Here is a 24072-nt window from a genome sequence, read left to right on the forward strand (position 1 = left end):
ACTCAGGGGCACAGCACAAAGGGTTAAATTGCGATGGCGACCACAGTGCGGGAGTTTGGAGCTATCCATTTTGGACGCGCCTCGCTATAACCCTGAGTTGCAGGTCAATGCCGTGCTACTAATGATGACTGAGTGATGATGAGAAATGTTCTGATTAAGCTGGCGACGTTCAGCGGGGTTGTTTTACTTTGCGGGTGTTCGAGCGTGATGTCGCACACCGGCGGTAAAGAAGGAACATATCCGGGGACGCGCGCCAGTGCCGCAATGATCTCTGATGATGAGACAAACTGGGGTACCAAATCTCTGGCGATTCTTGATATGCCGTTTACGGCGGTTGCCGATACGCTTTTGCTGCCGTGGGATATGTTCCGCACCGACAGCTCAGTGCGTTCGCGCGTTGAGAAAAGCGAGCAGGAGACGCTGGCAACCAACTCCGTCATCCCGCCCGCAGCGATGCCTCCACGCTAATTCTGTGCGGTTTCCGTTAGCCACAGCTGGCGGAAACCGTCCTTCGCTTCCATCCATGCAATAAATCGTCCATCCGGGGAAAACACCACAGCGTCAGCAGACGGCGGATTGCCATGATCGGAGGTCAAAAACGTCACCTCACCGGTCTGCGCATCGCAGCAGGCAATGCGGCTTTCGAGCACAAACCCAAGTGTGCGGCCAGAAGGATGCCAGTTAAAAGCCGACTGGATATCACTTTCACTGTGGGTCAGCTGGCGCGGCTCGCCGCCCTCAGGGGAGATAAGCCACAGCTGCACAACGCCGTTATCGTCCCGCATTAAAAACGCAACCTGCGTCCCCTGTGGATTGCTGCGCACCCAGTGGCGCGGCACGTTCACCAGCCCCGGATACGCCTTCTGATGGGTGAAGGTAAGGCGGCGTTGCATGACGCCCGCAGGCGGCGCGGGCATTGTATCCGGCGTTCCCTGCAACGGCGCATCGCCCGCTCGTTTCCAGCCCTGCTCGTCTTTGGGAAGATCGACAATAAACAGTTCGGGCACTTTCTCGCCTTTCGCAGACACCGTATCGCCGATAAACGCCAGCCTGTCGTTGCCCACCCAGCCCTCTTCATAGGCGCGGTTGATCTCATCGCTGCCCGGTTTCGGGTTCGGCGTTGTCCGGCTTACCAGTACGCTCCAGAAGGTTCCGGCATATTCCCGCGGATGGTTCCCCTGTGGGTTTACCGGACCAAAAGGCGCCGCCACCCCAACGTTACGCAAATCCAGCTGCGGATCGCGCGCGTGCAGCACATGGTCGTTATAGGTAAAGCTGACGAACTGCCCGTTCGGGCTAAAAACGTGAACGTGGGTGCCGCCACGCAGCGCACCTGCCGTGTAAGGCGCGGTGATATCCATCGCATCAAGATTGCTCACCTGACCATTGTGCGCAATCACCCCCTGACGATGGTGAAAATCATACTGCCAGTCTGCATCCGGGTTTTTCGGGCCGTGGATAAAAACATATTTCTCCTGCGCCGGATGAACGGTTACCACGCCAACATGCGCGCCGTCAGTCGCACGGTAGATCGCCTCAACCTCGCCCGTACTAACATTGACCCGCTCAATGGTTTCACCGGTAAACGACGCGCCGGACGGGCGGACATCATAGACAAGCCACTGGCTGTCTGGCGTCCAGGTGTTGATGTTGGTGAGCTGGTGGTTGCGGGAAGCGAAGGTGATTTGTTTCATGAAAATACCCTGATGCGCGGTTATCGCATCAGGGTAAAACATCCGAAGGGATTAGCCTACTCGTTTCACGTCGCCGACCAGCAGGATATAGGAGAGCGCCCCGATCAGCGCCACGGCAGAGATATACACCAGCGCCGGACCAAAGCCGTAGTCCTGCGCCAGGTAACCGATGACCAGCGGCACGGTGATCCCGCCCAGGCCGCCAACGAAGTTAAACACGCCGCCGGTCAGGCCAATCAGACGCATCGGCGCCAGCGACGACACCAGCGACCAGGTGATGGAGGCAAAACCGTTCCCGAAGAACGCTACCGCCATCAAGGTCATGATCCACACCGGATCGTTGGTGTAGTTCGCTCCCATGATGCAGGTAGAGATCAGTAGGCCGCAGATAATAGGCGTTTTACGCGCAACGCCCAGTGAGAAGCCTTTTTTCACCAGTTTGTCCGCCAGCCAGCCCGAGAGCAGGACGCCGAAAAACGCCGCAAGGAAGGGTACGGTGGTCATAAAGCCCGCCTTCAGCGCGGTAATCCCTTTTTCCTGGGTCAGATAGTTCGGGAACCAGGTGAGGAAGAACCACAGCGTGGAAGTCACCGCGAACTGACCCAGATAAACGCCCACCAGCTTACGGTGGAAGACCAGCTTCCAGTCCGCTCTGGTCAGCGGCTGGCGCGCCTCTTTTTTCACGGGCGCATCGCCGTCCACCAGGCCACCGCCGTCGCGGATGTAGTCCAGTTCGGCTTTGGTGATGCTTTTGGTCAGGCGCGGCGGCTGATAAACCTTAAACCAGATTAACGACCAGATAATGCCGATCCCGCCGGTGACGATGAACACCCAGTGCCAGCTCAGTAGCTCCTGGATCCAGATTAACAGCGGCGTCAGAAATGCCAGGCCAACAAACTGCCCGGAGGTGTAAAAACCAACAGCGGAAGCGCGTTCGTGTTCCGGGAACCAGCTGGTCACCATGCGGTTGTTGGTCGGAAACGCGGGCGCTTCAAACACCCCGGTGATGGCGCGCAGGCCAATCAGTGACATCAGCCCGGTGGCGAAGCCCTGGAACAGGGTCGCCATGGACCAGCCAAAAATAGCGATAAAGTAGGTCAGACGCGACCCCACGCGGTCAAGGAACCAGCCGCCCGGGATCTGGCAGAGCGTATACAGCCAGGCAAACGCCGAGAAGACGTAGCCCATTTCCGCTTTGGTGATGCCAAACTCTTCCTGAATATGAGCCGATGCCACGGCAAGGTTGGCGCGGTCGACATAACAGATGACCACGGTAATAAAGATCATGATCAGCGTCAGGTAACGACGACGCCCGGTTTTTGCAGCAGTAACTGGAATATCCATCGCAATCTGTCTCCAGATTTTGGGCATAGCGAAGCCGCTCACCATGCCCTGTAATTTACAGAGGGTGTATTTGGTTTTTTTAATTAAAAACGTAAACGGAATACGCTAAATAATTCGTGCTGGGGGAAGGCGGCAAGTTTTCGCATCCCCGGGAGCATACAAAAGTATGTGACCGGGGTAAGAAAACGCAGCCAACGCATCACCAGCGCGAAGTATGACGCGCATTTACCACTCGGCTACGGAACCGTCTTCATGACGCCACAGTGGGTTACGCCAGTCCGGCGCACTTTTACTCAGCTCAATGACTTTGGCTTCGTCGATCTCCACGCCAAGGCCCGGCTTCGTTAACGGTTTAAAGAAACCGCCTTCCATGCTGAAGTCTTCCTTGTTTTTCACAAAGTCGAGCAGCTCCGCGCCCTTGTTATAGTGAATGCCCATGCTTTGTTCCTGGAACACCGCATTGCGCGAGACGAAGTCGACGTGCAGACAGGCCGCAAGCGCAATTGGCCCAAGCGGACAGTGCGGGGCCAGCGCCACATCGTAGGCTTCTGCCATTCCGGCAATTTTGTAGCATTCGGTGATGCCACCCGCGTGGGAGAGGTCCGGTTGCAGGATCGCAATGCCGCCCGCTTCCAGCACGCGTTTAAACTCGAAGCGCGAGAACATGCGTTCACCCGCCGCGATGGGAATGTGCGTCTGTTCAGCCAGTTTCGGATAGTATTCCGCCTGCTCGGCCAGCACCGGCTCTTCGATAAACAGCGGGCGATACGGCTCCAGCTCTTTAATCAGCACTTTGGCCATTGGCGCGCTGACGCGGCCGTGGAAATCCAGGCCAAACTCAATCTCGTTGCCGAAAGCCTCGCGGATTTGCGCCACGGTGTTCACCGCCCGGTCTACCGCGCGCGAGTTGTCGATAACGCCCATCTCTTCGCAGCCGTTGAGTTTGAAGGTGTCAAAACCGATGTTGCGCAGTTGCCGGATACCGTCGATCACTTCCGCAGGGCGGTCACCGCCCACCCAGCTGTAGGCTTTGATTTTGTCGCGCACCAGGCCGCCCATTAATTGCCAGACCGGGGCATTCAGCACTTTGCCTTTGATATCCCACAGCGCCTGATCAATACCGGCGATGGCGCTCATCAGGATCGGACCGCCACGGTAAAATCCCGCCCGGTACATGACCTGCCACAGGTCGTTGATGCGCGCCGGATCCTGGCCAATCAGGTATTCGCCCAGCTCGTGAACCGCGGCTTCAACGGTGCGCGCACGGCCTTCAATCACCGGCTCGCCCCAGCCAACCACGCCTTCGTCGGTTTCGATTTTCAGGAACATCCAACGCGGGGGTAAACGGTACGTGGTGAGTTTGGTTATTTTCATTGCACTGCCTCTCGATACGCTTTCACAAATGCTGCCGCCTGCTGTGCGGTACGCTCAACGGGCTGTCCGGCACGATAGAGATCGCTGCCCAGCCCGGCGCCCACACAGCCCGCTTTTATCCACTGCACCAGGTTTTCCGGCGTGACGCCGCCCACGGCAAAGACCGGCACGCTGGCGGGTAAGACCGCTTTCAGCGCTTTGATGTAATCCGGACCAAAGGCCGACGACGGGAAAATTTTGAGAGACTGTGCGCCTGCATCGAGGGCGGCAAAGGCTTCTGTAGCCGTGGCGCAACCCGGGCAAACGGTCATGCCGTACTCCACCGCCCGGCGGATCACCTCGGGGTTCATATTCGGTGTGACAATAAGCTTGCAGCCCATCTTCGCCAGTTCATCCACCTGCTCCGGCTGTAATACGGTGCCAGCGCCAATCAGCGCCTTATCACCAAACGCCTTCACAATTGCCGGAATGCTTTTTTCCCACTCCGGGGAGTTGAGCGGGATTTCCACCGCGTCGAACCCGGCGTCGATCACCGCGCCAACGTGCGCTAAGGCCTCACCGGGCGTGATACCGCGCAAAATCGCGATCAGGGGAAGTTCAGTTTGCCACTGCATGAGCGATGCTCCTTATGCCTGCCTGAAATGCCGTGTCGCCTTCCACCGCAGCAACATCCCGTCCGATAGCGTGGAACGCCTGGCGGTAACGAGACGTCAGCGATGAACCCGCGACGAGCGTGATGGCCTGCTGCCCGGCGAACGCGTCGCTCAGGGTGGCGACCTCTGCGCCAATCAGCAGGCCGGACAGAAATTCGCTGACCTGTTCGCGCGGAAGATTTCCCAGCACGTGCGAGGCGCGAACCTCAAAAAGTTGCGGCAAAACGGCAGGGGATGCGATCCCGCGCTCAAGCCCGGCGGCAAACGCTTCCGGCGAAGGGGTCTGCTCCGGCAAACCGGCCCCCACCAGCGAATGCTTAAGCAGCAAGTGGTGCAATTCGCCGGTCATTACGGTGCGAAAGTCATGAATTTGCTCAGCATCCGCCTGGACCCATTTGCAGTGCGTCCCGGGCATGACGTAGACAGAAGAAGGAGAAAGCGTGCGCGCCCCGAGCAGTTGCGTCTCTTCACCGCGCATCACGTTATGGTTATCGTCGCGAGAGACGCATAAACCGGGGATAATCCAGACATTGTCGCCAACGGACGTTAACTGCTCGCCAACGGCAGTGAAATGCACCGGAACCGACAGGTAAGGCGCAACCTTCCAGCCTACGTTACTGCCGACCATTCCGGCCATCACCACTGGCGTAGTACCGTCGCGCCAGTTTTGTGTCACCTCTGCTAACACCGCTGCTGGGGATTTACCGTTCAGGCGCGTCACACCTGCTTCTGATTGCCTGCGTTCCAGGCACTGCTCACCCTGGTAGAGCCAGGCGCGCAGATTGGTCGATCCCCAGTCAATTGCGATGTAGCGTGATGTCATGTGATTTCCTTCAACCTTCGTGTCGAGCTGGCGATCATGGTCAGCGCCGCCTGCTCTGCCGCATCGCCGTCCTGATGCCGTATCGCATCGAACAGCGCTTTATGTTCCTGAAGCGTTTTCGGCATGTTGGCCTCATCACCCATCCAGGTACGTTCAAATACTGCTCGCTGTAGCGAGCTGATCGCCACGCTAAGCTGCTGTAACACCGGGTTATGCACCGACTGCAATACCGCCTCGTGGTAGCGAATGTCCGCCTCGTTGAACGCCTCCCGATTCTGGTTATTGGCGATCATGTCGTTTAAAGCCGACTCAATCTGTGCCAGGTCACCTGACGTTGCGCGCTCTGCCGCCCAGCGGGCAATGGCCGGTTCCACCAGATTTCGGACTTCGCTCATCGCGCCGATAAGCCGTGGGTCGTAGTCGTTTTCCAGTACCCATTGCAGAACATCGGTATCGAGGTAGTTCCACTGGTTACGCGGCGCCACAAACGCGCCGCGATAGCGCTTCATTTCAATCAGCCGCTTCGCCATCAGCGAGCGGAACACTTCCCGGATGATGTTGCGCGAGGTTTCAAACTCCTCGCACAGTTCCGCCTCTGCTGGCAGCGGCGAACCGGGAACGTATTTGCCACCCACAATCTGAGTGCCCAGCGTGATGACAATGCGATCGGTTTTATTGAGTGTCATGGAGAGTCCTTGTGCTCTGTAAGTCCATCACTACTTTACCGCGACCGCTGAATTTCGCCTCACTTTTGCAGTACAAACGTGAGGCCTTTCGTCTTTGCCGTGGCGACAATGTAGTACAATCAGTTAATGTTGTACTACAATCCAGATCACAAAAAGAACAATTTGATAAATTCAGGGCCAAAAAAAGCCCCGGTAGATAACCGAGACTGATGATTACAGACAGCTGCTAGGAGAGGACAAATTTCTCGATCGCCCAGGCAACGCCGTCTTCCAGGTTAGATTTGGTCACGAAGTTCGCCACTTCTTTTACCGACGGGATGGCGTTATCCATCGCCACGCCCATGCCAGCATATTCGATCATCGCAATATCGTTTTCCTGGTCGCCCAGCGCCATGATCTCCTCAGGCTTGATGCCCAGCGCATCGGCAAGCGATTTGACGCCCGTGCCTTTATTGACGCGTTTATCGAGGATTTCGAGGAAGTACGGCGCACTTTTCAGCACGGTGTATTTCTCTTTTACCTCAGCCGGAATGCGTGAAATGGCTTTGTCGAGAACCGCAGGTTCATCAATCATCATCACTTTCAGGAACTGGGTTGCCGGATCCATTTTCTCCGCTTCACAGAACACCAGTGGAATGGTTGCAACGTAGGACTCGTGCACCGTGTAGTAGCTGATATCGCGGTTGGCGGTGTAAAGCGTATTGCGATCTAGCGCGTGGAAGTGAGAGCCCACGTCGCGGGAGAGTTTTTCCAGGAACCGGTAGTCATCATAGCTCAGTGCCGTTTGCGCCACCGTGCTGCCATCGGCTGCCTTTTGCACCAGCGCGCCGTTATAGGTGATGCAGTAATCACCAGGCTGGTTCATGTGCAGCTCTTTCAGGTAACTGTGCACCCCGGCATACGGGCGTCCGGTGGTGAGCACCACGTTCACGCCTTTTTCGCGTGCGGCGGCGATCGCATTTTTAACGGCAGGAGAGATAGTGTGGTCTGGCAGCAGCAGCGTGCCGTCCATATCGATTGCAATGAGTTTGATGGCCATGGGGTCCCCGGGATAAATGAGTGCTACCTCATGCTAACGCGATTAAGCACACAAAAATAGAGCTACCTTGCGCAACAAAAAGCCCCTTTCACGTTTATCCCGGGAACGGGAACTCACTCGCGGGTGAGAACGATTTTGCCAAACGCACCGCGATCCAGATGCTCAAGCGCCTGTTCCAGCTCGTCAAAGTGGTAGCGATGCTCAATCACCGGTTTTAACTCCGTGACATCAACAGCAAGGACAAAATCTTCCAGCGCCCGGCGGTGTCCAACCCCAATCCCCTGAATGACGGGGGATTTCAGCAACAGCTCGCTTGCAGGCAGAGAAATTTCTGTCCCGGCCAGCACGCCAATGACCGATATCCGCCCATGAACGGCAACGGCGCGCAGGGAATGTCTCAGGTTCTCCCCACCCACGGTTTCGATAATATGGTCGATGCCGCGATCCTGCGTCAGTGCCAGCGTATTTTCAGCCCAGTCGCCTTTCAGTCGGTTGATGCCCTGGATGGCCCCCAGCTTTTTGGCCCGCGCCAGTTTTTCATCACTTCCCGAGGAGACAAACACCTCTGCGCCGTGCGCTTTTGCTATCTGCAAAGCGAATAGCGCCACACCGCCCGTCCCTTGTACCAGCACCGATTGCCCGGCGCGTAAATGACCGCGCTCCACCAGCGCGAACCATGCGGTAAGCCCCGCGCAAGGAAGCGTACTGGCCTCAGCGTCATCCAGGCTTTCCGGGGACGCCACCAGCGCGTTTTCACTCACAATCACATATTCGGCCAGCATGCCCTGGAAGTATCCACCGGACGTTTTATAGGGCAAATCGCGCGCGTCTGCCTGCGGCTTGCCGTCGATCCATTCCGGGAAGAAGGTTGAGATGACGCGTGCGCCGGGTTTGAAACGCGTAACGCCTTCACCGATGCTGTCCACCACGCCTGCCATGTCAGATGCTGGGGTAAACGGGAAGGAAAGCGGAATCGGCATCGTGCCTTCAATCACCATTTTATCCCGGTAGTTGAGCGCAACGGCATTTACCCGTACGCGAACCTCCCCCGAGCCTGGCTGTGGAACAGGCTCCTGAACGAGCCTGAGGCTTTCACGACCAAGGGCATCCATTGACCAGCGTTGCATTGTTGCTGTCATTTTTTTCTCCTGTCATCAGATGATTTTCAGTTCTGACAGTCTACCGTTGACTCAGCGTCACCAGTGGCGATAAGTTTTCCCATCATTGATGACCAAATTGATACAATTCATCCATGACCGATACGCTGAAAGATATTCCCGTTTTCGTTGCCTCCGTTGAGGCAGGAAGTTTTGCCCAGGCCGCCGTCCGTCTGCATTTGTCGCGCTCGGCGGTAGGAAAAAGCATTGCTCGTCTTGAAGAGAGGCTGGGGGTTCGTCTGTTTCATCGGACCACCCGCAGCCAGAGGCTGACCGATAACGGCGCGCTTTTTTATGAACGCTGCCTGCGCGCGCTGGAAGAGATCCGTGGCGCTGAATCGCAGCTTGAAACCGGAAAACATCAGGTCAGCGGTCGGCTGCGTGTTGCCATGCCGGTGCTGTTTGGTCGCCAGTGTATCGCCCCGCTGCTAATAGAGCTGGCGCAGGAGCATCCCGGGCTTGAGCTTGAAATGTCCTTTAGCGACCGCATCGTGGATCTTGTGGAAGAAGGGTTTGATATGGCGGTGCGCAATGGCACCCTGGCTGACAGCGCCGTGCTGGTCGCCAGAAGGCTGGGGGTGCACCGAATGGTTCTGTGTGCCGCGCCGGATTATCTGATTAAGAATGGCCAGCCGCAAAGCGTTGATGATTTACGCCAGTATACGGCCATTAACTACACGCGTGCGGGCAGAGTCTTACCCTGGCAGCTGATGGATTACGATGGCACGTCGCGCACGTTTATTCCCCGCTCATCCCTCAATATGGATGATTTGCAGGCGATCTGCGACGCGGCGCTGGCCGGCCACGGTATTGCATGGTTACCCTGCTGGATGGTCATCAAAGAAATTCATCAGGGAAATCTTGTCCCGCTCTTTAAGCAGGCCCCGGATGTACGCTTCGACGTTCATGCCGTCTGGCAGCAGACGCCACACCTGCCGCTAAGGGTAAGAATTGCCATAGATATGCTGGTCAAACGTTTACCGGCAGTGATGTCGCTGGAGTTTCCTGCGTCCATAAAAAAGCCGCGCTAAAGCGCGGCCAGTTATGTTGTCGTAAAGCGACGATTAAATATCGATATTCGCCGCCTTCAGGGCGTTCTCTTCGATGAAGGCGCGACGTGGTTCAACCGCATCGCCCATCAGGGTCGTGAACAGCTGATCCGCTGCAATCGCGTCTTTAACGGTAACGCGCAGCATGCGGCGGCTTTCCGGATCCATGGTGGTTTCCCACAGCTGATCCGGGTTCATTTCGCCCAGACCTTTATAACGCTGAATAGAGAGGCCGCGACGGGACTCTTTCACCAGCCATTCCAGCGCCTGCTCGAAGCTTGCCACCGGCTGACGGCGCTCGCCACGTTCGATGAACGCATCGTCTTCGATCAGACCGCGCAGCTTCTCGCCCAGGGTGCAGATACGGCGGTATTCCGGACCGGTAACAAACTCGTGCTCCAGCGGGTAGTCGGTATCGACGCCGTGGGTACGCACGCGGACGATCGGCTCGAACTGCTGCTCAGCGTTCTGCTGAACGTCGAACTTCCACTGGCTGCCGTGCTGCTCTTTCTCGTTCAGCTCGCTCACCAGGGTGTTCACCCAGCGGGTGACGGTCTGCTCGTTGCTCAGATCGGCTTCGGTCAGGGTCGGCTGGTAAATCAGCTCTTTCAGCAGCGCTTTCGGATAGCGACGCTCCATACGGCCAATCATTTTCTGCGTGGCGTTGAACTCGGAGACCAGACGCTCCAGCGGCTCACCGGCCAGCGCTGGCGCGCTGGAGTTTGCGTGCAGGGTCGCACCATCAAGGGCGATCGCGATTTGGTACTGATCCATCGCGTCGTCATCTTTAATGTACTGTTCCTGCTTGCCTTTTTTCACCTTGTACAGCGGTGGCTGCGCAATGTAGACGTGGCCGCGCTCAACGATTTCCGGCATCTGACGATAGAAGAAGGTCAACAGCAGCGTACGGATGTGCGAGCCGTCGACGTCCGCATCGGTCATGATGATGATGCTGTGATAACGCAGTTTGTCCGGGTTGTACTCGTCGCGACCAATGCCGCAGCCGAGCGCGGTGATGAGCGTCGCCACTTCCTGAGAAGAGAGCATCTTGTCGAAGCGCGCTTTCTCAACGTTGAGGATTTTACCCTTCAGCGGCAGAATCGCCTGGTTCTTGCGGTTACGGCCCTGCTTTGCAGAACCGCCCGCGGAGTCCCCTTCCACAAGGTACAGTTCAGACAGCGCCGGGTCGCGTTCCTGACAGTCAGCCAGTTTGCCCGGCAGGCCTGCCAGGTCCAGCGCGCCTTTACGACGGGTCATTTCACGCGCTTTACGCGCCGCTTCACGGGCACGCGCCGCATCGATAATTTTACCCACCACGATTTTCGCGTCGGACGGGTTTTCCAGCAGGTATTCGCTCAGCAGTTCGTTCATCTGCTGTTCAACCGCCGATTTCACCTCAGAAGAGACCAGCTTGTCTTTGGTCTGTGAGGAGAACTTCGGATCCGGCACCTTCACGGAGACCACGGCAATCAGGCCTTCACGGGCATCGTCACCGGTGGCGCTGACTTTCGCTTTTTTGCTGTAGCCTTCTTTGTCCATGTAAGCGTTCAGGGTACGGGTCATCGCCGCGCGGAAGCCCGCAAGGTGCGTACCGCCGTCGCGCTGTGGAATGTTGTTGGTGAAGCAGTAGATGTTTTCCTGGAAACCGTCGTTCCACTGCAAGGCCACTTCCACGCCGATACCGTCTTTTTCAGTAGAGAAGTAGAAGATATTCGGGTGAATTGGCGTTTTGTTCTTGTTCAGATACTCAACGAACGCCTTGATACCACCTTCGTAATGGAAGTGGTCTTCTTTGTTGTCGCGTTTGTCGCGCAGACGAATCGACACGCCGGAGTTCAGGAACGACAGTTCACGCAGGCGTTTCGCCAGAATGTCGTACTCGAATTCGGTGACGTTGGTGAAGGTTTCAAGGCTCGGCCAGAAACGCACCATGGTACCGGTTTTCTCGGTATCACCCGTGACGGCCAGCGGCGCTTCAGGCACGCCGTGCTGGTAGATCTGACGGTGAATTTTGCCTTCGCGCTGGATAACCAGCTCCAGCTTCTGCGACAGGGCGTTTACTACGGATACGCCTACGCCGTGCAGACCGCCGGAAACTTTATAGGAGTTATCATCGAACTTACCGCCTGCGTGCAGAACGGTCATGATCACTTCCGCAGCAGATACGCCCTCTTCCGGGTGAATACCGGTTGGGATGCCACGACCGTCATCGGTAACGGACACGGAGTTGTCCGCATGGATCGTGACCACGATGTCTTTACAGTGACCCGCGAGCGCTTCGTCGATAGCGTTATCTACCACCTCGAATACCATGTGGTGCAGACCGGTGCCGTCATCCGTGTCGCCGATATACATACCCGGGCGCTTACGCACCGCATCCAGCCCTTTCAGGACTTTGATACTGGAGGAGTCATAAGAATTCGACATCAACGTTTCTCGCTCATTTCAACTTGGGTTAATCCGTTATTTTACCCTTTTCCACGGTAAACATCTTCGAATTTTCGTCCGACATGTCCATAACGTGTTCAGCGCTAATGGCGCTGACGAAAACCTGCGACTGCGTGGCTTTCAGGCGGCTGGCAAGCAGCCCGCGCCGCGCGTCGTCAAGTTCCGAGGCAAAATCATCTATCAGGTAAAGGCAGCGTCGCCCACTTTCGCGGGTGAGGTACTCCCCCTGCGCCAGGCGCAGCGCGCACATCAGGAGCTTCAGCTGCCCGCGCGACAGCGTGTCTTCCACCGGCGCACCGTCGGCACGAATGCGGAAATCCGCCTTGTGCGGGCCGTGCGCGGTGTAGGTCAACATGCGATCGCGCTCGAAGCTTCTCTCTAACACCTCGGCATAATCCGTCTCTTTCTCCCAGCCGCGCTGGAAAGAGAAGGTGAGAGAGAACTCGGGTAAAAACTGTTTGCAGGTGTCGGCCATGTCTTCGGCGATACCTGCGCTGTATTCGGCACGCCAGCGGCTGATTTGTTCCGCTAGAGGGATGAGTTCCATGTCCCACGGACGCAGCTGGGCGTAGCGCGTGACCTGGCGCAATGCGGCGTTACGCTGTTTAAGCAGACGCTTCAGGTTGCTCCAGGCGTTAAAGAAACCGGCTTCATTGTGAAAGCATCCCCAGTCGAGGAACGCTCTTCTGTATTTGGGGCCGCCGTTGAGTAAAGTAAACCCCTCGGGCGTAATCAGCTGCATCGGCATCAGCAGCGCCAGCTCCGCCACCTTGTGGCCATCGGTGCCGTCGATGCGCACCTTGCTGTCGCCCTGCTTGTCTTTGGTCAGGCCGATGGCGGTTTCCCGCTCTGCGCCCTGCAAACGCCCGTGCAGAACAAAAGAATCCTGCTCGTGGCGAATCACGCGACCAATCTGCAAACTGCGAAACGCCCGGCCGTGGCCGAGCGTATAGATGGCTTCCAGCACGCTGGTTTTGCCGCTGCCGTTCGCGCCAACCAGGAAGTTAAAGCCAGGGGATAAAGCGAGATCCGCGCTTTCGATATTGCGAAAGTCGCGGATCAACAGACGGGTGAGCGACATTACAGTCTCATTGGCATAACAACATAAGCAGCCGACTGTGATGCGGCATCTTCAATCTGTACGCTCGAAACGGAGTCAGTCAGCAGGATGCGAACGTTCTCGCATTTCAGTGCATTCAGCACATCCAGCACGTAGCTGACGTTGAAGCCGATTTCCATCTCAGCCCCGGCGTAGGTGACGTCCAGAATCTCTTCTGCCTCTTCCTGCTCCGGGTTGTTGGCGGTGATTTTGATCTGGTTTTCACTCACGTACAGACGTACGCCGCGGAATTTCTCGTTCGAGAGAATAGCGGCACGCGCAAACGCCTGCTTGAGGATGTCGCACCCCGCCTCCAGCGTTTTGTCCGGATTCTTCGGCAATACGCGGCGATAATCCGGGAAACGACCGTCTACCAGCTTCGATGTGAAGACAAAATCGCCCACGTGGGCACGAATATTGTTGCTGCCAATCTGCACGCGCAGTGGGGTATCGCCGCCGTCGAGCATGCGCATCAGTTCAATTACGCCTTTACGCGGTACGATCACCGAATGGTTTGGCAGTGAATCGCCAATCGGCATGGAACAGACCGCCAGACGGTGACCGTCGGTCGCCACGGTACGCAGCTCTTCACCTTCGGTTTCGAACAGCATGCCGTTTAAGTAGTAACGAACGTCCTGATGCGCCATGGAGAACTGCGTGGCTTCAATCAGACGCTTCATCGTCGCCTGCGGCAGGGTAAATTCAACTTCGCTCTGCCAGTCATCCAGGTTCGGGAAGTCCGCAGCGGGCAGCGTGGAGAGGGAGAAACGGCTGCGGCCAGAGCGCACCAGCATGCGGTCGCCCTCCAGCTGCACGGCGATTTCAGCGCCTTCCGGCAGCCCACGGCAAATATCAAAGAATTTACGTGCCGGAACCGTGGTCGCGCCCGCGTCGTGCGGCTGAGTCAGCGTAACGCGCGCGATCATTTCCATTTCCAGATCTGTGCCGGTCAGCGACAGCGTACCGTCCGCGACCTGAAGCAGCAGGTTTCCAAGAATAGGCAGCGTAGGGCGGCCGCCTAATGGGCCACTCACCTGTTGCAGCGGTTTTAATAAATGTTCACGTTCAACGGTAAATTTCATAGCGTCACGATGATAATGTTCTGATTAAATTGGAAAAATCTTCTTTTATGTCGTGGCTTTCTTCGCGTAGCTGCTCGATCTTGCGACAGGCGTGCAGCACGGTCGTATGGTCACGGCCACCAAACGCATCACCGATTTCCGGCAGGCTGTGGTTGGTGAGCTCTTTTGCCAGCGCCATCGCCATCTGACGCGGACGCGCCACCGAGCGGGAACGACGTTTAGACAGTAAATCTGCCACTTTGATCTTGTAGTACTCAGCCACCGTCTTCTGAATATTGTCGATAGTGACCAGTTTTTCCTGCAAAGCCAATAAATCGCGCAGCGCTTCACGCACAAAATCGATGGTGATCGCACGACCGGTGAAGTTGGCGTTAGCGATAACGCGGTTCAGCGCCCCTTCCAGCTCACGCACGTTGGAACGCAAGCGCTTGGCAATAAAGAACGCCACTTCACCCGGCAGGCGAATGTCGTTCTCGTCGGCTTTTTTCATCAGGATCGCGACGCGGGTTTCCAGTTCCGGCGGCTCGATCGCCACGGTCAGGCCCCAGCCGAAGCGGGATTTGAGACGATCTTCAACGCCGTTGATCTCTTTTGGATAACGATCCGAGGTCAGAATGATCTGCTGATTGCCTTCCAGCAGGGCGTTAAAGGTATGGAAAAACTCTTCCTGCGATCGTTCTTTATTGGCAAAGAACTGAATGTCATCGATCAGCAGCGCATCAACGGAACGGTAGTAGCGTTTAAACTCTTCGATCGCATTGTTTTGCAGGGCTTTTACCATGTCCTGAACGAAGCGTTCGGAGTGCATATACACTACTTTGGCATTGGGCTTACGCGCCATAATGCCGTTGCCCACCGCATGCAACAGGTGCGTTTTACCGAGACCCGTGCCGCCATACAGGAACAGCGGGTTGTAAGCGCCACCGGGGTTATCGGCAACCTGGCGAGCCGCCGCGCGCGCCAGCTGGTTCGACTTACCTTCAACGAAGTTATCGAACGTGTGTTTCACGTTAACGTTAGAGCGGTAGGTAGGCTCAGCGGGGGCCGGAACGTTATCCCAGCCCTGACGAGCCGGTGCAACGCGAGGCGCTGGAGCGGGCGCCGCCTGTGCAGGGGCTGCCACATTGACAACTTCACGAACGGTTTGGGTGACCGGCTTTGTGCCCACTTCAAAACGCAGCTGTGGGGCATCTGACCCGCAGAAATCGTTCAGCAGTCCATTGATGTTATTAAGGTATTTATCCCTTACCCAATCGAGCACGAAACGGTTTGGCGCATACAAAGCCAGCGTGTTATCGCTCAGTTCCGCCTGCAACGGGCGGATCCACATACTGAATTCTGTGGCTGGTAACTCATCCTGCAATCGGGCAAGACACTGCTGCCAAAGCGAAAGTGACACGGCGGACTCCACTCGAACAATAAAAGAAAACTATTGAATATTCATGATTGTTGGCGCACATCGACATGACCCCATCAGGGTGATGTGCGAACCGCTATCTGCGGTTATACACGCTATCGTTGATACAGCCTGAACGATGTTGTGTTTATGCCCGACCAGGATCGCTGGATCCCGATCGGGACCGCGGATCATAGCCTAAACTGAGCCAGAGATCTTCTGTTTCTCACAGATTCTTCCCGATTTATCCACAGGAAGATCCGGAATCGGGTAAGTGTAAACGATCCTGACGCGAGTGCCTCGCGATTTAGGCCGCATATTGGAAAATTTAATGAGCACAGACAATTTTTGGCTTAAATGATCTAACGAAGATCCGGGACGATCCTTGCGCTTTGTTGGCGAGCCCGTATAATCCTCGACCCGGCGCGTGATGCTCATCTTCCTGCGTCGTCCGTTGCTCATTTTCCACGCGAAATCGTGCGGAAATACGCGGGAAATAAGGAAAGAGAATTGACTCCGGAGTGTACAATTATTACAATCCGGCCTCTTTAATCACCCACGCTGAGGCGTTAGTCGTTCGAATCTCGTTCGGGTATACGCAAAAGTCAGTGAATTTATTCAAGTTTAGGTAGAAATCGCCATGAAACGCACTTTTCAACCGTCTGTACTGAAGCGCAACCGTTCTCACGGCTTCCGTGCTCGTATGGCTACTAAAAATGGTCGTCAGGTTCTGGCACGTCGTCGTGCTAAAGGCCGCGCTCGTCTGACCGTTTCCAAGTAATAAAGCTAACCCCTGAGTGGTTAAGCTCGCATTTCCCAGGGAGTTACGTTTGTTAACTCCCACTCATTTCACTTTCGTCTTCCAGCAGCCACAACGGGCTGGCACGCCGCAAATCACCATCCTCGGCCGCCAAAATTCGCTGGGGCATCCCCGCATCGGTCTCACAGTCGCCAAGAAAAACGTTAAGCGTGCGCATGAACGCAACCGGATTAAACGTCTGACGCGTGAAAGTTTCCGTTTACGTCAGCACGAACTGCCTTCAATGGATTTCGTGGTGGTGGCTAAAAAAGGGGTTGCCGACCTCGATAACCGTGCTCTCTCGGAAGCGTTGGAAAAATTATGGCGCCGCCACTGTCGCCTGGCTCGCGGGTCCTGATAGCCCTCATTCGGGTCTATCAACGCCTGATTAGTCCGCTACTCGGGCCACACTGCCGTTTCACGCCAACATGCTCAAGCTACGGAATTGAGGCATTGCGCAGGTTTGGAGTGATAAAAGGCAGTTGGTTGACGGTGAAACGCGTATTAAAATGCCACCCTTTACACCCAGGTGGAGACGACCCCGTCCCTCCAGGACCTTTTGATACCAGAGAACACTAACGATGGATTCGCAACGCAATCTTCTTATCATCGCTTTGTTGTTCGTGTCTTTCATGATCTGGCAGGCATGGGAGCAGGATAAAAATCCTCAACCCCAGCAGCAGACCACGCAGACCACGACCACCGCAGCGGGTAGCGCCGCCGACCAGGGCGTACCGGCCAGTGGCCAGGGGAAACAGATTACGGTTAAGACCGATGTGCTTGAGCTGACTATCAACACCCGTGGTGGTGATGTTGAGCAGGCGCTGCTGTTGACCTACCCGAAAGAACTGAAGTCTACCGAACCGTTCCAGTTACTGGAAACCACGCCTGAATTTATCTACCAGGCGCAGAGCGGCCTGACCGGTCGTGATGGCCCGGATAATCCGGCTAACGGTGCGCGTCCACTGTATAACGTCGAGAATGACACGTTTGTACTGGCTGATGGTCAGAACGAACTGGTTATCCCGATGACCTACACCGACGCGGCAGGCAACACCTTCACCAAAACCTTCACCCTGAAACGCGGTGAGTATGCGGTGAACGTGGGCTACAGCGTACAGAACGCCGGTGCGAAACCGCTGGAAATCTCTACCTTTGGTCAGCTGAAGCAGTCCATCAATCTGCCGTCTCACCGTGATACCGGAAGCAGCAACTTTGCGCTGCATACCTTCCGTGGCGCGGCTTACTCCACGCCAGATACCAAGTACGAGAAATACAAATTCGACACCATTGCCGATAACGAAAACCTGAACGTCAGCTCTAAAGGCGGTTGGGTCGCAATGCTGCAACAGTATTTCGCGACGGCGTGGGTACCGAATAACGACGGTACGAACAACTTCTACACCGCGAACCTCGGCAACGGTATTGCAGCCATCGGCTACAAATCTCAGCCGGTTCTGGTGCAGCCGGGTCAAACCGCTAAACTGGCAAGCACCCTGTGGGTCGGCCCGGAAATCCAGGACAAAATGGCTGCCGTTGCGCCGCACCTGGATCTGACCGTGGATTACGGTTGGTTGTGGTTCATCTCTCAGCCGCTGTTTAAGCTGCTGAAGTTCATCCACAGCTTCCTGGGTAACTGGGGCTTCTCCATCATCGTTATCACCTTTATCGTTCGTGGCATCATGTACCCGCTGACTAAAGCGCAGTACACCTCCATGGCGAAGATGCGTATGCTACAGCCGAAGATTCAGGCTATGCGTGAGCGTCTGGGCGATGACAAACAGCGTCAGAGCCAGGAGATGATGGCCCTGTATAAAGCAGAGAAAGTGAACCCACTGGGTGGTTGCTTCCCGCTGCTGATTCAGATGCCAATCTTCCTTGCGCTGTACTACATGCTGATGGGTTCCGTTGAGCTGCGCCACGCGCCGTTCGCCCTGTGGATCCATGACCTGTCCGCACAGGACCCGTACTACATCCTGCCGATCCTGATGGGCGTGACGATGTTCTTCATTCAGAAGATGTCTCCGACCACCGTGACCGACCCGATGCAGCAGAAGATCATGACCTTTATGCCGGTCATCTTCACCGTGTTCTTCCTGTGGTTCCCGTCAGGTCTGGTGCTGTACTATATCGTCAGCAACCTGGTGACCATCATCCAGCAGCAGTTGATTTACCGTGGTCTGGAAAAACGTGGCCTGCATAGCCGCGAAAAGAAAAAGTCCTGATTCGGTAACTTAACGCTAAAATAAGGGCGGTCGATTGACCGCCTTTTTTATTTGTATTGAACGAGAGCAACCATGAGCCATAACGACACTATCGTCGCCCAGGCAACCCCACCGGGACGCGGTGGTGTAGGCATTCTGCGTATCTCCGGCCTGAAGGCGCGTGAGGTGGCCGAAGCGGTGCTGGGTAAACTGCCAAAGCCGCGCTACGCTGATTATCTGCCGTTTAAGGATGCCGACGGCACACCGCTGGACCAGGGCATCGCGCTGTGGTTCCCCGGCCCAAACTCCTTTACCGGCGAAGATGTGCTGGAACTTCAGGGCCACGGCGGCCCGGTGATCCTCGACCTGCTGTTAAAACGTATTCTGACCCTGCCTGGCCTGCGCATTGCGAAGCCGGGTGAGTTCTCCGAGCGTGCTTTCCTCAACGATAAGCTCGACCTGGCGCAGGCCGAGGCGATTGCTGATCTGATCGACGCCAGCTCCGAACAGGCGGCCCGCTCCGCGCTGAACTCGTTGCAGGGCGCGTTTTCCGCACGCGTGAATCACCTTGTGGAAGCACTTACTCACCTGCGAATCTATGTCGAAGCGGCTATCGACTTCCCGGACGAGGAGATCGACTTCCTCTCAGACGGTAAAATTGAAGCTCAGCTCAACCAGGTGATGAACGATCTCGATGCCGTCCGCGCCGAAGCGCGCCAGGGCAGCCTGCTGCGTGAAGGCATGAAGGTGGTCATTGCCGGACGCCCCAACGCCGGGAAATCGAGCCTGCTGAACGCCCTGGCGGGCCGTGAAGCGGCGATCGTCACCGACATAGCCGGCACCACCCGCGACGTGCTGCGCGAGCATATCCACATCGACGGAATGCCGCTGCACATCATCGACACCGCTGGCCTGCGCGATGCGAGCGATGAAGTCGAGCGTATCGGTATCGAACGCGCCTGGCAGGAGATCGAGCAGGCCGACCGCGTGCTGTTTATGGTGGACGGCACCACAACCGACGCCGTTGACCCGGCTGAAATCTGGCCAGACTTTATCGCCCGTCTCCCGGCTAAACTGCCGATCACCGTGGTGCGCAATAAGGCCGACGTGACCGGCGAAACGCTGGGCATCAGCGATGTGAATGGTCACTCACTTATTCGCCTGTCGGCCCGTACCGGTGAAGGCGTGGAAGCCCTGCGTAGCCATCTCAAACAGAGCATGGGGTTCGACACCAGCATGGAGGGTGGCTTCCTGGCGCGTCGTCGTCACTTGCAGGCGCTGGAAGAGGCGGCTCGCCACCTTGAGCAGGGTAAAGCCCAGCTGATCGGCGCGTGGGCCGGTGAACTGCTGGCGGAAGAGCTGCGTCTGGCGCAACAGAATCTGAGCGAGATCACCGGGGAGTTTACGTCGGACGATCTGCTTGGACGGATTTTCTCGAGCTTCTGCATTGGTAAGTAATTCACGTTAATACAGGGTGATTTCCTCCAGGGAAATCACCATTGTCCAAATGGCAACTCGCCTAATCCCCTTTCACCCCCTATCCTGCATGCCTGCATCTATGGGGGGTTTATGGCGCGTTTTCTGTTTTGTAGTTTCGCATTAGTTCTGCTTTATCCGTCCGGCATTGATATGTATCTGGTGGGGCTACCGCATATTGCCCGCGATCTGGGTGCCAGCGAGGCGCAACTGCACATCGCGTTTTCGGCCTACCTCGCGGGAATGGCGTCGTCGATGGTATTTGCCGGGAAAATCGCGGATAAAGCAGGCCGCCAGCCCGTCGCGATTACGGGTGCAGTTATCTTTGCGCTGGCATCAGTACTCTGTTCAGTGGCTCAGGAAAGCACAATGTTCCTGTCAGGACGTTTTATCCAGGGCATTGGCGCAGGCGGCTGTTACGTGGTGGCCTTTGCCATTCTGCGCGATACCTTGAGCGCCCAGCGCCGCGCCAAGGTGCTGTCGATGCTGAACGGCATTACCTGCATCATCCCGGTGCTGGCACCGGTTGTAGGCTACCTGATTATGCTTAAATTTCCGTGGCAGAGTCTTTTCTGGACCATGGCAGCCATGGGCGCCATCGTCTTTATCCTGTCCGTGACGGTGCTGAAAGAGACCCATCCCGGTTCGCAACAGGCATATCACACCGCAACCCTCCATCCGGCTGAAAAGCTGGTGAATCGCTTTTTCCTGAATCGGCTGGCAATCACCACGCTTAGCGTGGCGGTGATCCTCACCTATGTAAACGTTTCCCCGGTGTTGCTGATGGAGACGATGGGCTTCGATCGCGGTGAGTATTCAACGGTGATGGCGCTAACCGCGATGGTGAGCATGGCGGTTTCATTCTCAACGCCCTTTGCGCTCAACATCTTCCGCCAGCGCACGCTGATGCTCACCTCACAGACGCTGTTTCTCGCCGCAGGCGTGATCCTGGCGACCGCCACCTCACACGCTGTAATGCTGGTGGGCATTACTCTGATCTGCGCCGGATTCTCCGTCGGCTTTGGTGTGGCGATGAGTCAGGCGCTTGGCCCCTTCTCGCTGCGGGCAGGCGTGGCCAGCTCGGTGCTGGGCATTGCGCAGGTCTGCGGTTCTTCGCTATGGATTTGGCTGGCGGCGGTGATCGGCCTTAACGCGCTGAATATGCTGATCGGGGTTCTGATTGGCTGTAGCATACTCTGCATTACCTTACTTATGGTCATCCAGCCCGCGGCGCACTATGAAGAAGCCCATCAGCAGTCTCGATCTTAATCTTTTACTTTGCCTGCAACTTTTGTTGCAGGAGCGCAGCGTCACCAAAGCCGCGAAGCGGATGAACGTGACGCCGTCCGCGGTGAGTAAATCGCTGGCGAAGCTGCGCGACTGGTTCGACGATCCGCTGTTTGTGAAAACGCCTTTAGGGCTATTGCCCACACCGCTGACGGTGAGTCTGGAACAGGATTTGGCCGACTGGATGCAGATTGGCAACCAGATCCTCGATAAATTCCACCATAGCTCTCCTGGCGGGCTTAAGTTTGTGCTCGCCGCCGAAACACCGCTGATGCTGATCCGCTTTAATACCCTGCTGGAGCAGGTGAATGAACGCTACCCACAGGCGACGGTGAAGCTGCGGCAATGGGATTACGATTCGCTGGACGCCATTACGCGCGGAGAAGTGGATCTGGGCTTCACCGGGCGTGAAACGCACCCTCGCTCGCGCGAACTGCTAAAGCTGATGCCGTGGTTTATCGACTACGAAATCCTGTTCAGTGACCGTCCGTGCGTGTATTTGCGCGAGGATCATCCCGCGCTCCAGGAAGCGTGGGATCTGGAGACGTTTCTGCGCTACCCGCATATCAGCATCTTCTGGGAACGCAGTGACACCTGGGCGCTCGACGAGGTGCTAAGGGAGATGGGCCGGGAGCGTAACATCGCCATGAGTTTGCCCGGTTTTGAACAGTCGATGTTTATGGCGGCCCAGCCGGATCACAACTACATAGCCACTGCGCCGCACTACTGCCATCACTACAACCAACTCCACCAGCGTAATCTGGTCTGTCTGCCCATTCCCATCGATGAGGCGCAGGCAGAAAAGCTCACCGTACCCTTCACGCTGATCTGGCATAAACGGAACAGCCATAATCCGAAAATCCTCTGGCTGCGTGAGACGATTAAAGCGCTGTATACCGCACCAGATCAGGTTTTTGCCTAAGATAATGTAAAGTTCGGTGCTCAGGCTTCTCTTATTTCCATTTACTGATTAAAACAGAAGCTAAGTTAAGCGATAATCATGTAACCGTTTAACCGACTACGACCATTATCAAGGAGCGAAAAATGGCTACGCACTTTGCACGAGGAACATTAACGGAAGGGCATCTCGTATCGGCCAGACTTTCTTCAGCCTGTCACAGTGAGGCGCTCAAACTACCTGAACACCGCAGGACGCGGTTTTTAGCTTCCAGAGCGCTCCTCGCAGAACTGCTTTTTATGCTCTACGGCACTAGCGAACTACCGGACATACTCACCCAGCCAGAAGGTCGCCCGGTTTTTGCGGACCCGGCACTCCCCCATTTTTCCATTGCGTACACCGGCAACATTGTTGGCGTCGCGCTGACGACTGAAGGTGATTGTGGCCTGGATATGGAGCTGCAACGCGTCACGCGTAGCTTCCATGGTGCTAACGCGCTCGATGAATACCCGCTCTCCAGCAATGAAAAGCTGTGGATACGTAACCAGAACGACCCTGTTGAAGCCAGAGCGCAGCTCATCACCCTTCGCCAGAGCATCCGCAAACTGAACGGCGCGGCGTCAGACGACGCCAGCCTGTTGCAGCTGCTCCCCGGCTCCGGACGCCTGCGCGCGACAAAAGCCTCGCTGGTAGAGGCGCTCAGCGACGCTGAGGACGTACTGATCTGGTCCGTTGCGGTGAGCCCCGCCATCGAACGGCTGAAAATCTGGGAATTTGACAGTATTCGCGGTTGGCGTAGTCTTCCGGATGTCCCTGAGCGCGCCAACGAGCCCGCCGCGCGCCTGATGCGATTAACCAGTTTACCGGCAGAAAAAGCATACACCCATAGCTGATCCGTCCAGGGTCATCATGATGAAACAGGAGTAATCATGTCTGATACGTTGAAAGTTGTTACGTTACTGGGAAGCCTGCGCAAAGGTTCTTTTAACGGGATGGTTGCCCGTACGCTGCCGCAGCTGGCGCCTGCGGGAATGGAGATCAGTGCCCTGCCGTCCATTGGCGACATCCCGCTTTATGATGCTGACGTTCAGCAGGAAGAAGGGTTCCCGCAAAGCGTGGAAGCGATAGCCGAGCAGATCCGTCAGGCTGACGGCGTGGTGATTGTGACGCCTGAGTATAACTACTCGGTGCCGGGTGGTCTGAAGAACGCCATTGACTGGCTGTCCCGTTTACCGGAGCAGCCGCTGTCTGGTAAACCTGTGCTGATCCAGACCAGCTCAATGGGCGCCATTGGCGGCGCGCGCTGCCAGTATCACCTGCGTCAGATCCTGGTGTTCCTGGATGCGATGGTGATGAACAAGCCGGAATTTATGGGCGGCGTGATTCAGAACAAGGTCGACCCGCAGACGGGTGAAGTGGTGGATCAGAGTACGCGTGACCATCTCTCTGGCCAGCTGACCGCGTTTGGGGATTATATTAAGCGGGTGAAGGCGTAAGCCCTCACCCTAACCCTCTCCCACAGGGAGAGGGAACTTTGCCCGTAGGTCAGGTAAGCGAAGCGCCA

The 24072-nt window shown here is 56.4% G+C and carries 23 protein-coding genes and 1 pseudogene; 12 read left to right on the plus strand and 12 right to left on the minus strand.

The genetic code is table 11. The features are described 5' to 3' along the window. Positions 1 to 135: 135 nt before the first annotated feature. The gene (locus ACOTX1_RS11715; RefSeq protein ID WP_003861096.1) at positions 136 to 468 is read left to right on the plus strand and encodes a YceK/YidQ family lipoprotein; all 333 of its coding nucleotides are present in this window, start codon (positions 136 to 138) and stop codon (positions 466 to 468) included. Here ACOTX1_RS11715 and ACOTX1_RS11720 read toward each other — a convergent pair. The 8 genes from ACOTX1_RS11720 to ACOTX1_RS11755 form a co-directional block, all read right to left on the minus strand. Then, the gene (locus ACOTX1_RS11720) at positions 465 to 1694 is read right to left on the minus strand and encodes a DUF3748 domain-containing protein (RefSeq protein WP_023315083.1); all 1230 of its coding nucleotides are present in this window, start codon (positions 1692 to 1694) and stop codon (positions 465 to 467) included. The genes ACOTX1_RS11715 and ACOTX1_RS11720 overlap by 4 nt on opposite strands. A gap of 51 nt (positions 1695 to 1745) precedes the next feature. Beyond that, complete coding sequence (locus tag ACOTX1_RS11725; protein WP_162184034.1) at positions 1746 to 3083, minus strand: MFS transporter; 1338 nt, start codon at positions 3081 to 3083, stop codon at positions 1746 to 1748. 180 nt (positions 3084 to 3263) lie between these two features. Next, on the minus strand, positions 3264 to 4412 hold the full coding sequence (dgoD, locus tag ACOTX1_RS11730) for a galactonate dehydratase (RefSeq protein WP_003861103.1): 1149 nt from the start codon (positions 4410 to 4412) through the stop codon (positions 3264 to 3266). Continuing rightward, the gene (locus ACOTX1_RS11735; RefSeq protein ID WP_023315081.1) at positions 4409 to 5026 is read right to left on the minus strand and encodes a 2-dehydro-3-deoxy-6-phosphogalactonate aldolase; all 618 of its coding nucleotides are present in this window, start codon (positions 5024 to 5026) and stop codon (positions 4409 to 4411) included. Before ACOTX1_RS11735 ends, dgoD begins: the two co-directional genes overlap by 4 nt. After that, a complete protein-coding gene (locus tag ACOTX1_RS11740) occupies positions 5010 to 5888 on the minus strand; it encodes a 2-dehydro-3-deoxygalactonokinase (RefSeq protein ID WP_022650086.1) in 879 nt (292 codons plus the stop codon). The genes ACOTX1_RS11735 and ACOTX1_RS11740 overlap by 17 nt, the downstream gene beginning before the upstream one ends. Further along, complete coding sequence (gene dgoR, locus ACOTX1_RS11745) at positions 5885 to 6574, minus strand: D-galactonate utilization transcriptional regulator DgoR (protein WP_003861109.1); 690 nt, start codon at positions 6572 to 6574, stop codon at positions 5885 to 5887. The genes ACOTX1_RS11740 and dgoR overlap by 4 nt, the downstream gene beginning before the upstream one ends. Before the next feature lie 226 nt (positions 6575 to 6800). Then, positions 6801 to 7613 carry a sugar-phosphatase gene (gene yidA, locus ACOTX1_RS11750; RefSeq protein ID WP_023295661.1) on the minus strand — a complete coding sequence of 271 codons (813 nt, stop codon included), beginning with the start codon at positions 7611 to 7613 and terminating at the stop codon, positions 6801 to 6803. Between the two features lie 113 nt (positions 7614 to 7726). Next, on the minus strand, positions 7727 to 8752 hold the full coding sequence (locus tag ACOTX1_RS11755) for a zinc-dependent alcohol dehydrogenase family protein (RefSeq protein ID WP_263522120.1): 1026 nt from the start codon (positions 8750 to 8752) through the stop codon (positions 7727 to 7729). A 113-nt stretch (positions 8753 to 8865) separates the two neighbouring features. On the opposite strand from ACOTX1_RS11755, the gene ACOTX1_RS11760 reads away from it, so the two are divergent. Further along, complete coding sequence (locus tag ACOTX1_RS11760) at positions 8866 to 9801, plus strand: LysR family transcriptional regulator (protein WP_003861115.1); 936 nt, start codon at positions 8866 to 8868, stop codon at positions 9799 to 9801. Between the two features lie 33 nt (positions 9802 to 9834). Here ACOTX1_RS11760 and gyrB read toward each other — a convergent pair whose 3' ends face one another. From gyrB to dnaA, 4 genes are read right to left on the minus strand one after another with little or no spacing between them, the layout of a single operon-like run. Beyond that, positions 9835 to 12246 carry a DNA topoisomerase (ATP-hydrolyzing) subunit B gene (gyrB, locus tag ACOTX1_RS11765; protein WP_003861119.1) on the minus strand — a complete coding sequence of 804 codons (2412 nt, stop codon included), beginning with the start codon at positions 12244 to 12246 and terminating at the stop codon, positions 9835 to 9837. A gap of 28 nt (positions 12247 to 12274) precedes the next feature. Then, positions 12275 to 13348: a DNA replication/repair protein RecF gene (recF, locus tag ACOTX1_RS11770; RefSeq protein ID WP_023315078.1), complete on the minus strand. Its 1074-nt coding sequence runs from the start codon at positions 13346 to 13348 to the stop codon at positions 12275 to 12277. Next, on the minus strand, positions 13348 to 14448 hold the full coding sequence (gene dnaN / locus ACOTX1_RS11775; RefSeq protein ID WP_003861122.1) for a DNA polymerase III subunit beta: 1101 nt from the start codon (positions 14446 to 14448) through the stop codon (positions 13348 to 13350). The genes recF and dnaN overlap by 1 nt, the downstream gene beginning before the upstream one ends. A gap of 4 nt (positions 14449 to 14452) precedes the next feature. Further along, the gene (gene dnaA / locus ACOTX1_RS11780; protein ID WP_003861124.1) at positions 14453 to 15847 is read right to left on the minus strand and encodes a chromosomal replication initiator protein DnaA; all 1395 of its coding nucleotides are present in this window, start codon (positions 15845 to 15847) and stop codon (positions 14453 to 14455) included. Between the two features lie 358 nt (positions 15848 to 16205). Between dnaA and ACOTX1_RS11785 the strand changes: the two are divergent. The 10 genes and pseudogenes from ACOTX1_RS11785 to ACOTX1_RS11830 form a co-directional block, all read left to right on the plus strand. Then, positions 16206 to 16256 (plus strand): annotated as a pseudogene (locus ACOTX1_RS11785) (hypothetical protein); the annotation flags it as partial. Positions 16257 to 16484: 228 nt separating this feature from the next. After that, on the plus strand, positions 16485 to 16625 hold the full coding sequence (gene rpmH, locus ACOTX1_RS11790) for a 50S ribosomal protein L34 (RefSeq protein WP_000831330.1): 141 nt from the start codon (positions 16485 to 16487) through the stop codon (positions 16623 to 16625). Between the two features lie 16 nt (positions 16626 to 16641). After that, positions 16642 to 17001 carry a ribonuclease P protein component gene (gene rnpA / locus ACOTX1_RS11795; RefSeq protein ID WP_003861126.1) on the plus strand — a complete coding sequence of 120 codons (360 nt, stop codon included), beginning with the start codon at positions 16642 to 16644 and terminating at the stop codon, positions 16999 to 17001. Beyond that, complete coding sequence (gene yidD, locus ACOTX1_RS11800) at positions 16965 to 17222, plus strand: membrane protein insertion efficiency factor YidD (protein ID WP_001307474.1); 258 nt, start codon at positions 16965 to 16967, stop codon at positions 17220 to 17222. The genes rnpA and yidD overlap by 37 nt, the downstream gene beginning before the upstream one ends. Positions 17223 to 17224: 2 nt before the next feature. Next, positions 17225 to 18868, plus strand: a complete 1644-nt coding sequence (yidC, locus tag ACOTX1_RS11805) for a membrane protein insertase YidC (RefSeq protein ID WP_023315077.1) — start codon at positions 17225 to 17227, stop codon at positions 18866 to 18868. Between the two features lie 72 nt (positions 18869 to 18940). Continuing rightward, positions 18941 to 20305: a tRNA uridine-5-carboxymethylaminomethyl(34) synthesis GTPase MnmE gene (mnmE, locus tag ACOTX1_RS11810; protein WP_015570136.1), complete on the plus strand. Its 1365-nt coding sequence runs from the start codon at positions 18941 to 18943 to the stop codon at positions 20303 to 20305. Between the two features lie 111 nt (positions 20306 to 20416). Then, complete coding sequence (locus ACOTX1_RS11815; RefSeq protein WP_023315076.1) at positions 20417 to 21592, plus strand: MFS transporter; 1176 nt, start codon at positions 20417 to 20419, stop codon at positions 21590 to 21592. Next, complete coding sequence (gene yidZ, locus ACOTX1_RS11820; protein WP_022652106.1) at positions 21561 to 22532, plus strand: HTH-type transcriptional regulator YidZ; 972 nt, start codon at positions 21561 to 21563, stop codon at positions 22530 to 22532. Before ACOTX1_RS11815 ends, yidZ begins: the two co-directional genes overlap by 32 nt. Before the next feature lie 122 nt (positions 22533 to 22654). Next, positions 22655 to 23401: a 4'-phosphopantetheinyl transferase family protein gene (locus ACOTX1_RS11825; RefSeq protein ID WP_003861145.1), complete on the plus strand. Its 747-nt coding sequence runs from the start codon at positions 22655 to 22657 to the stop codon at positions 23399 to 23401. Between the two features lie 36 nt (positions 23402 to 23437). Continuing rightward, positions 23438 to 24004 (plus strand): NADPH-dependent FMN reductase, encoded by a 567-nt coding sequence (locus tag ACOTX1_RS11830; protein WP_003861147.1) that lies wholly within the window; start codon positions 23438 to 23440, stop codon positions 24002 to 24004. Positions 24005 to 24072 lie beyond the last annotated feature (68 nt).

It is taken from the genome of Enterobacter cloacae complex sp. IR5401 (assembly GCF_049238425.1).
GTDB lineage: Bacteria > Pseudomonadota > Gammaproteobacteria > Enterobacterales > Enterobacteriaceae > Enterobacter > Enterobacter hormaechei_C.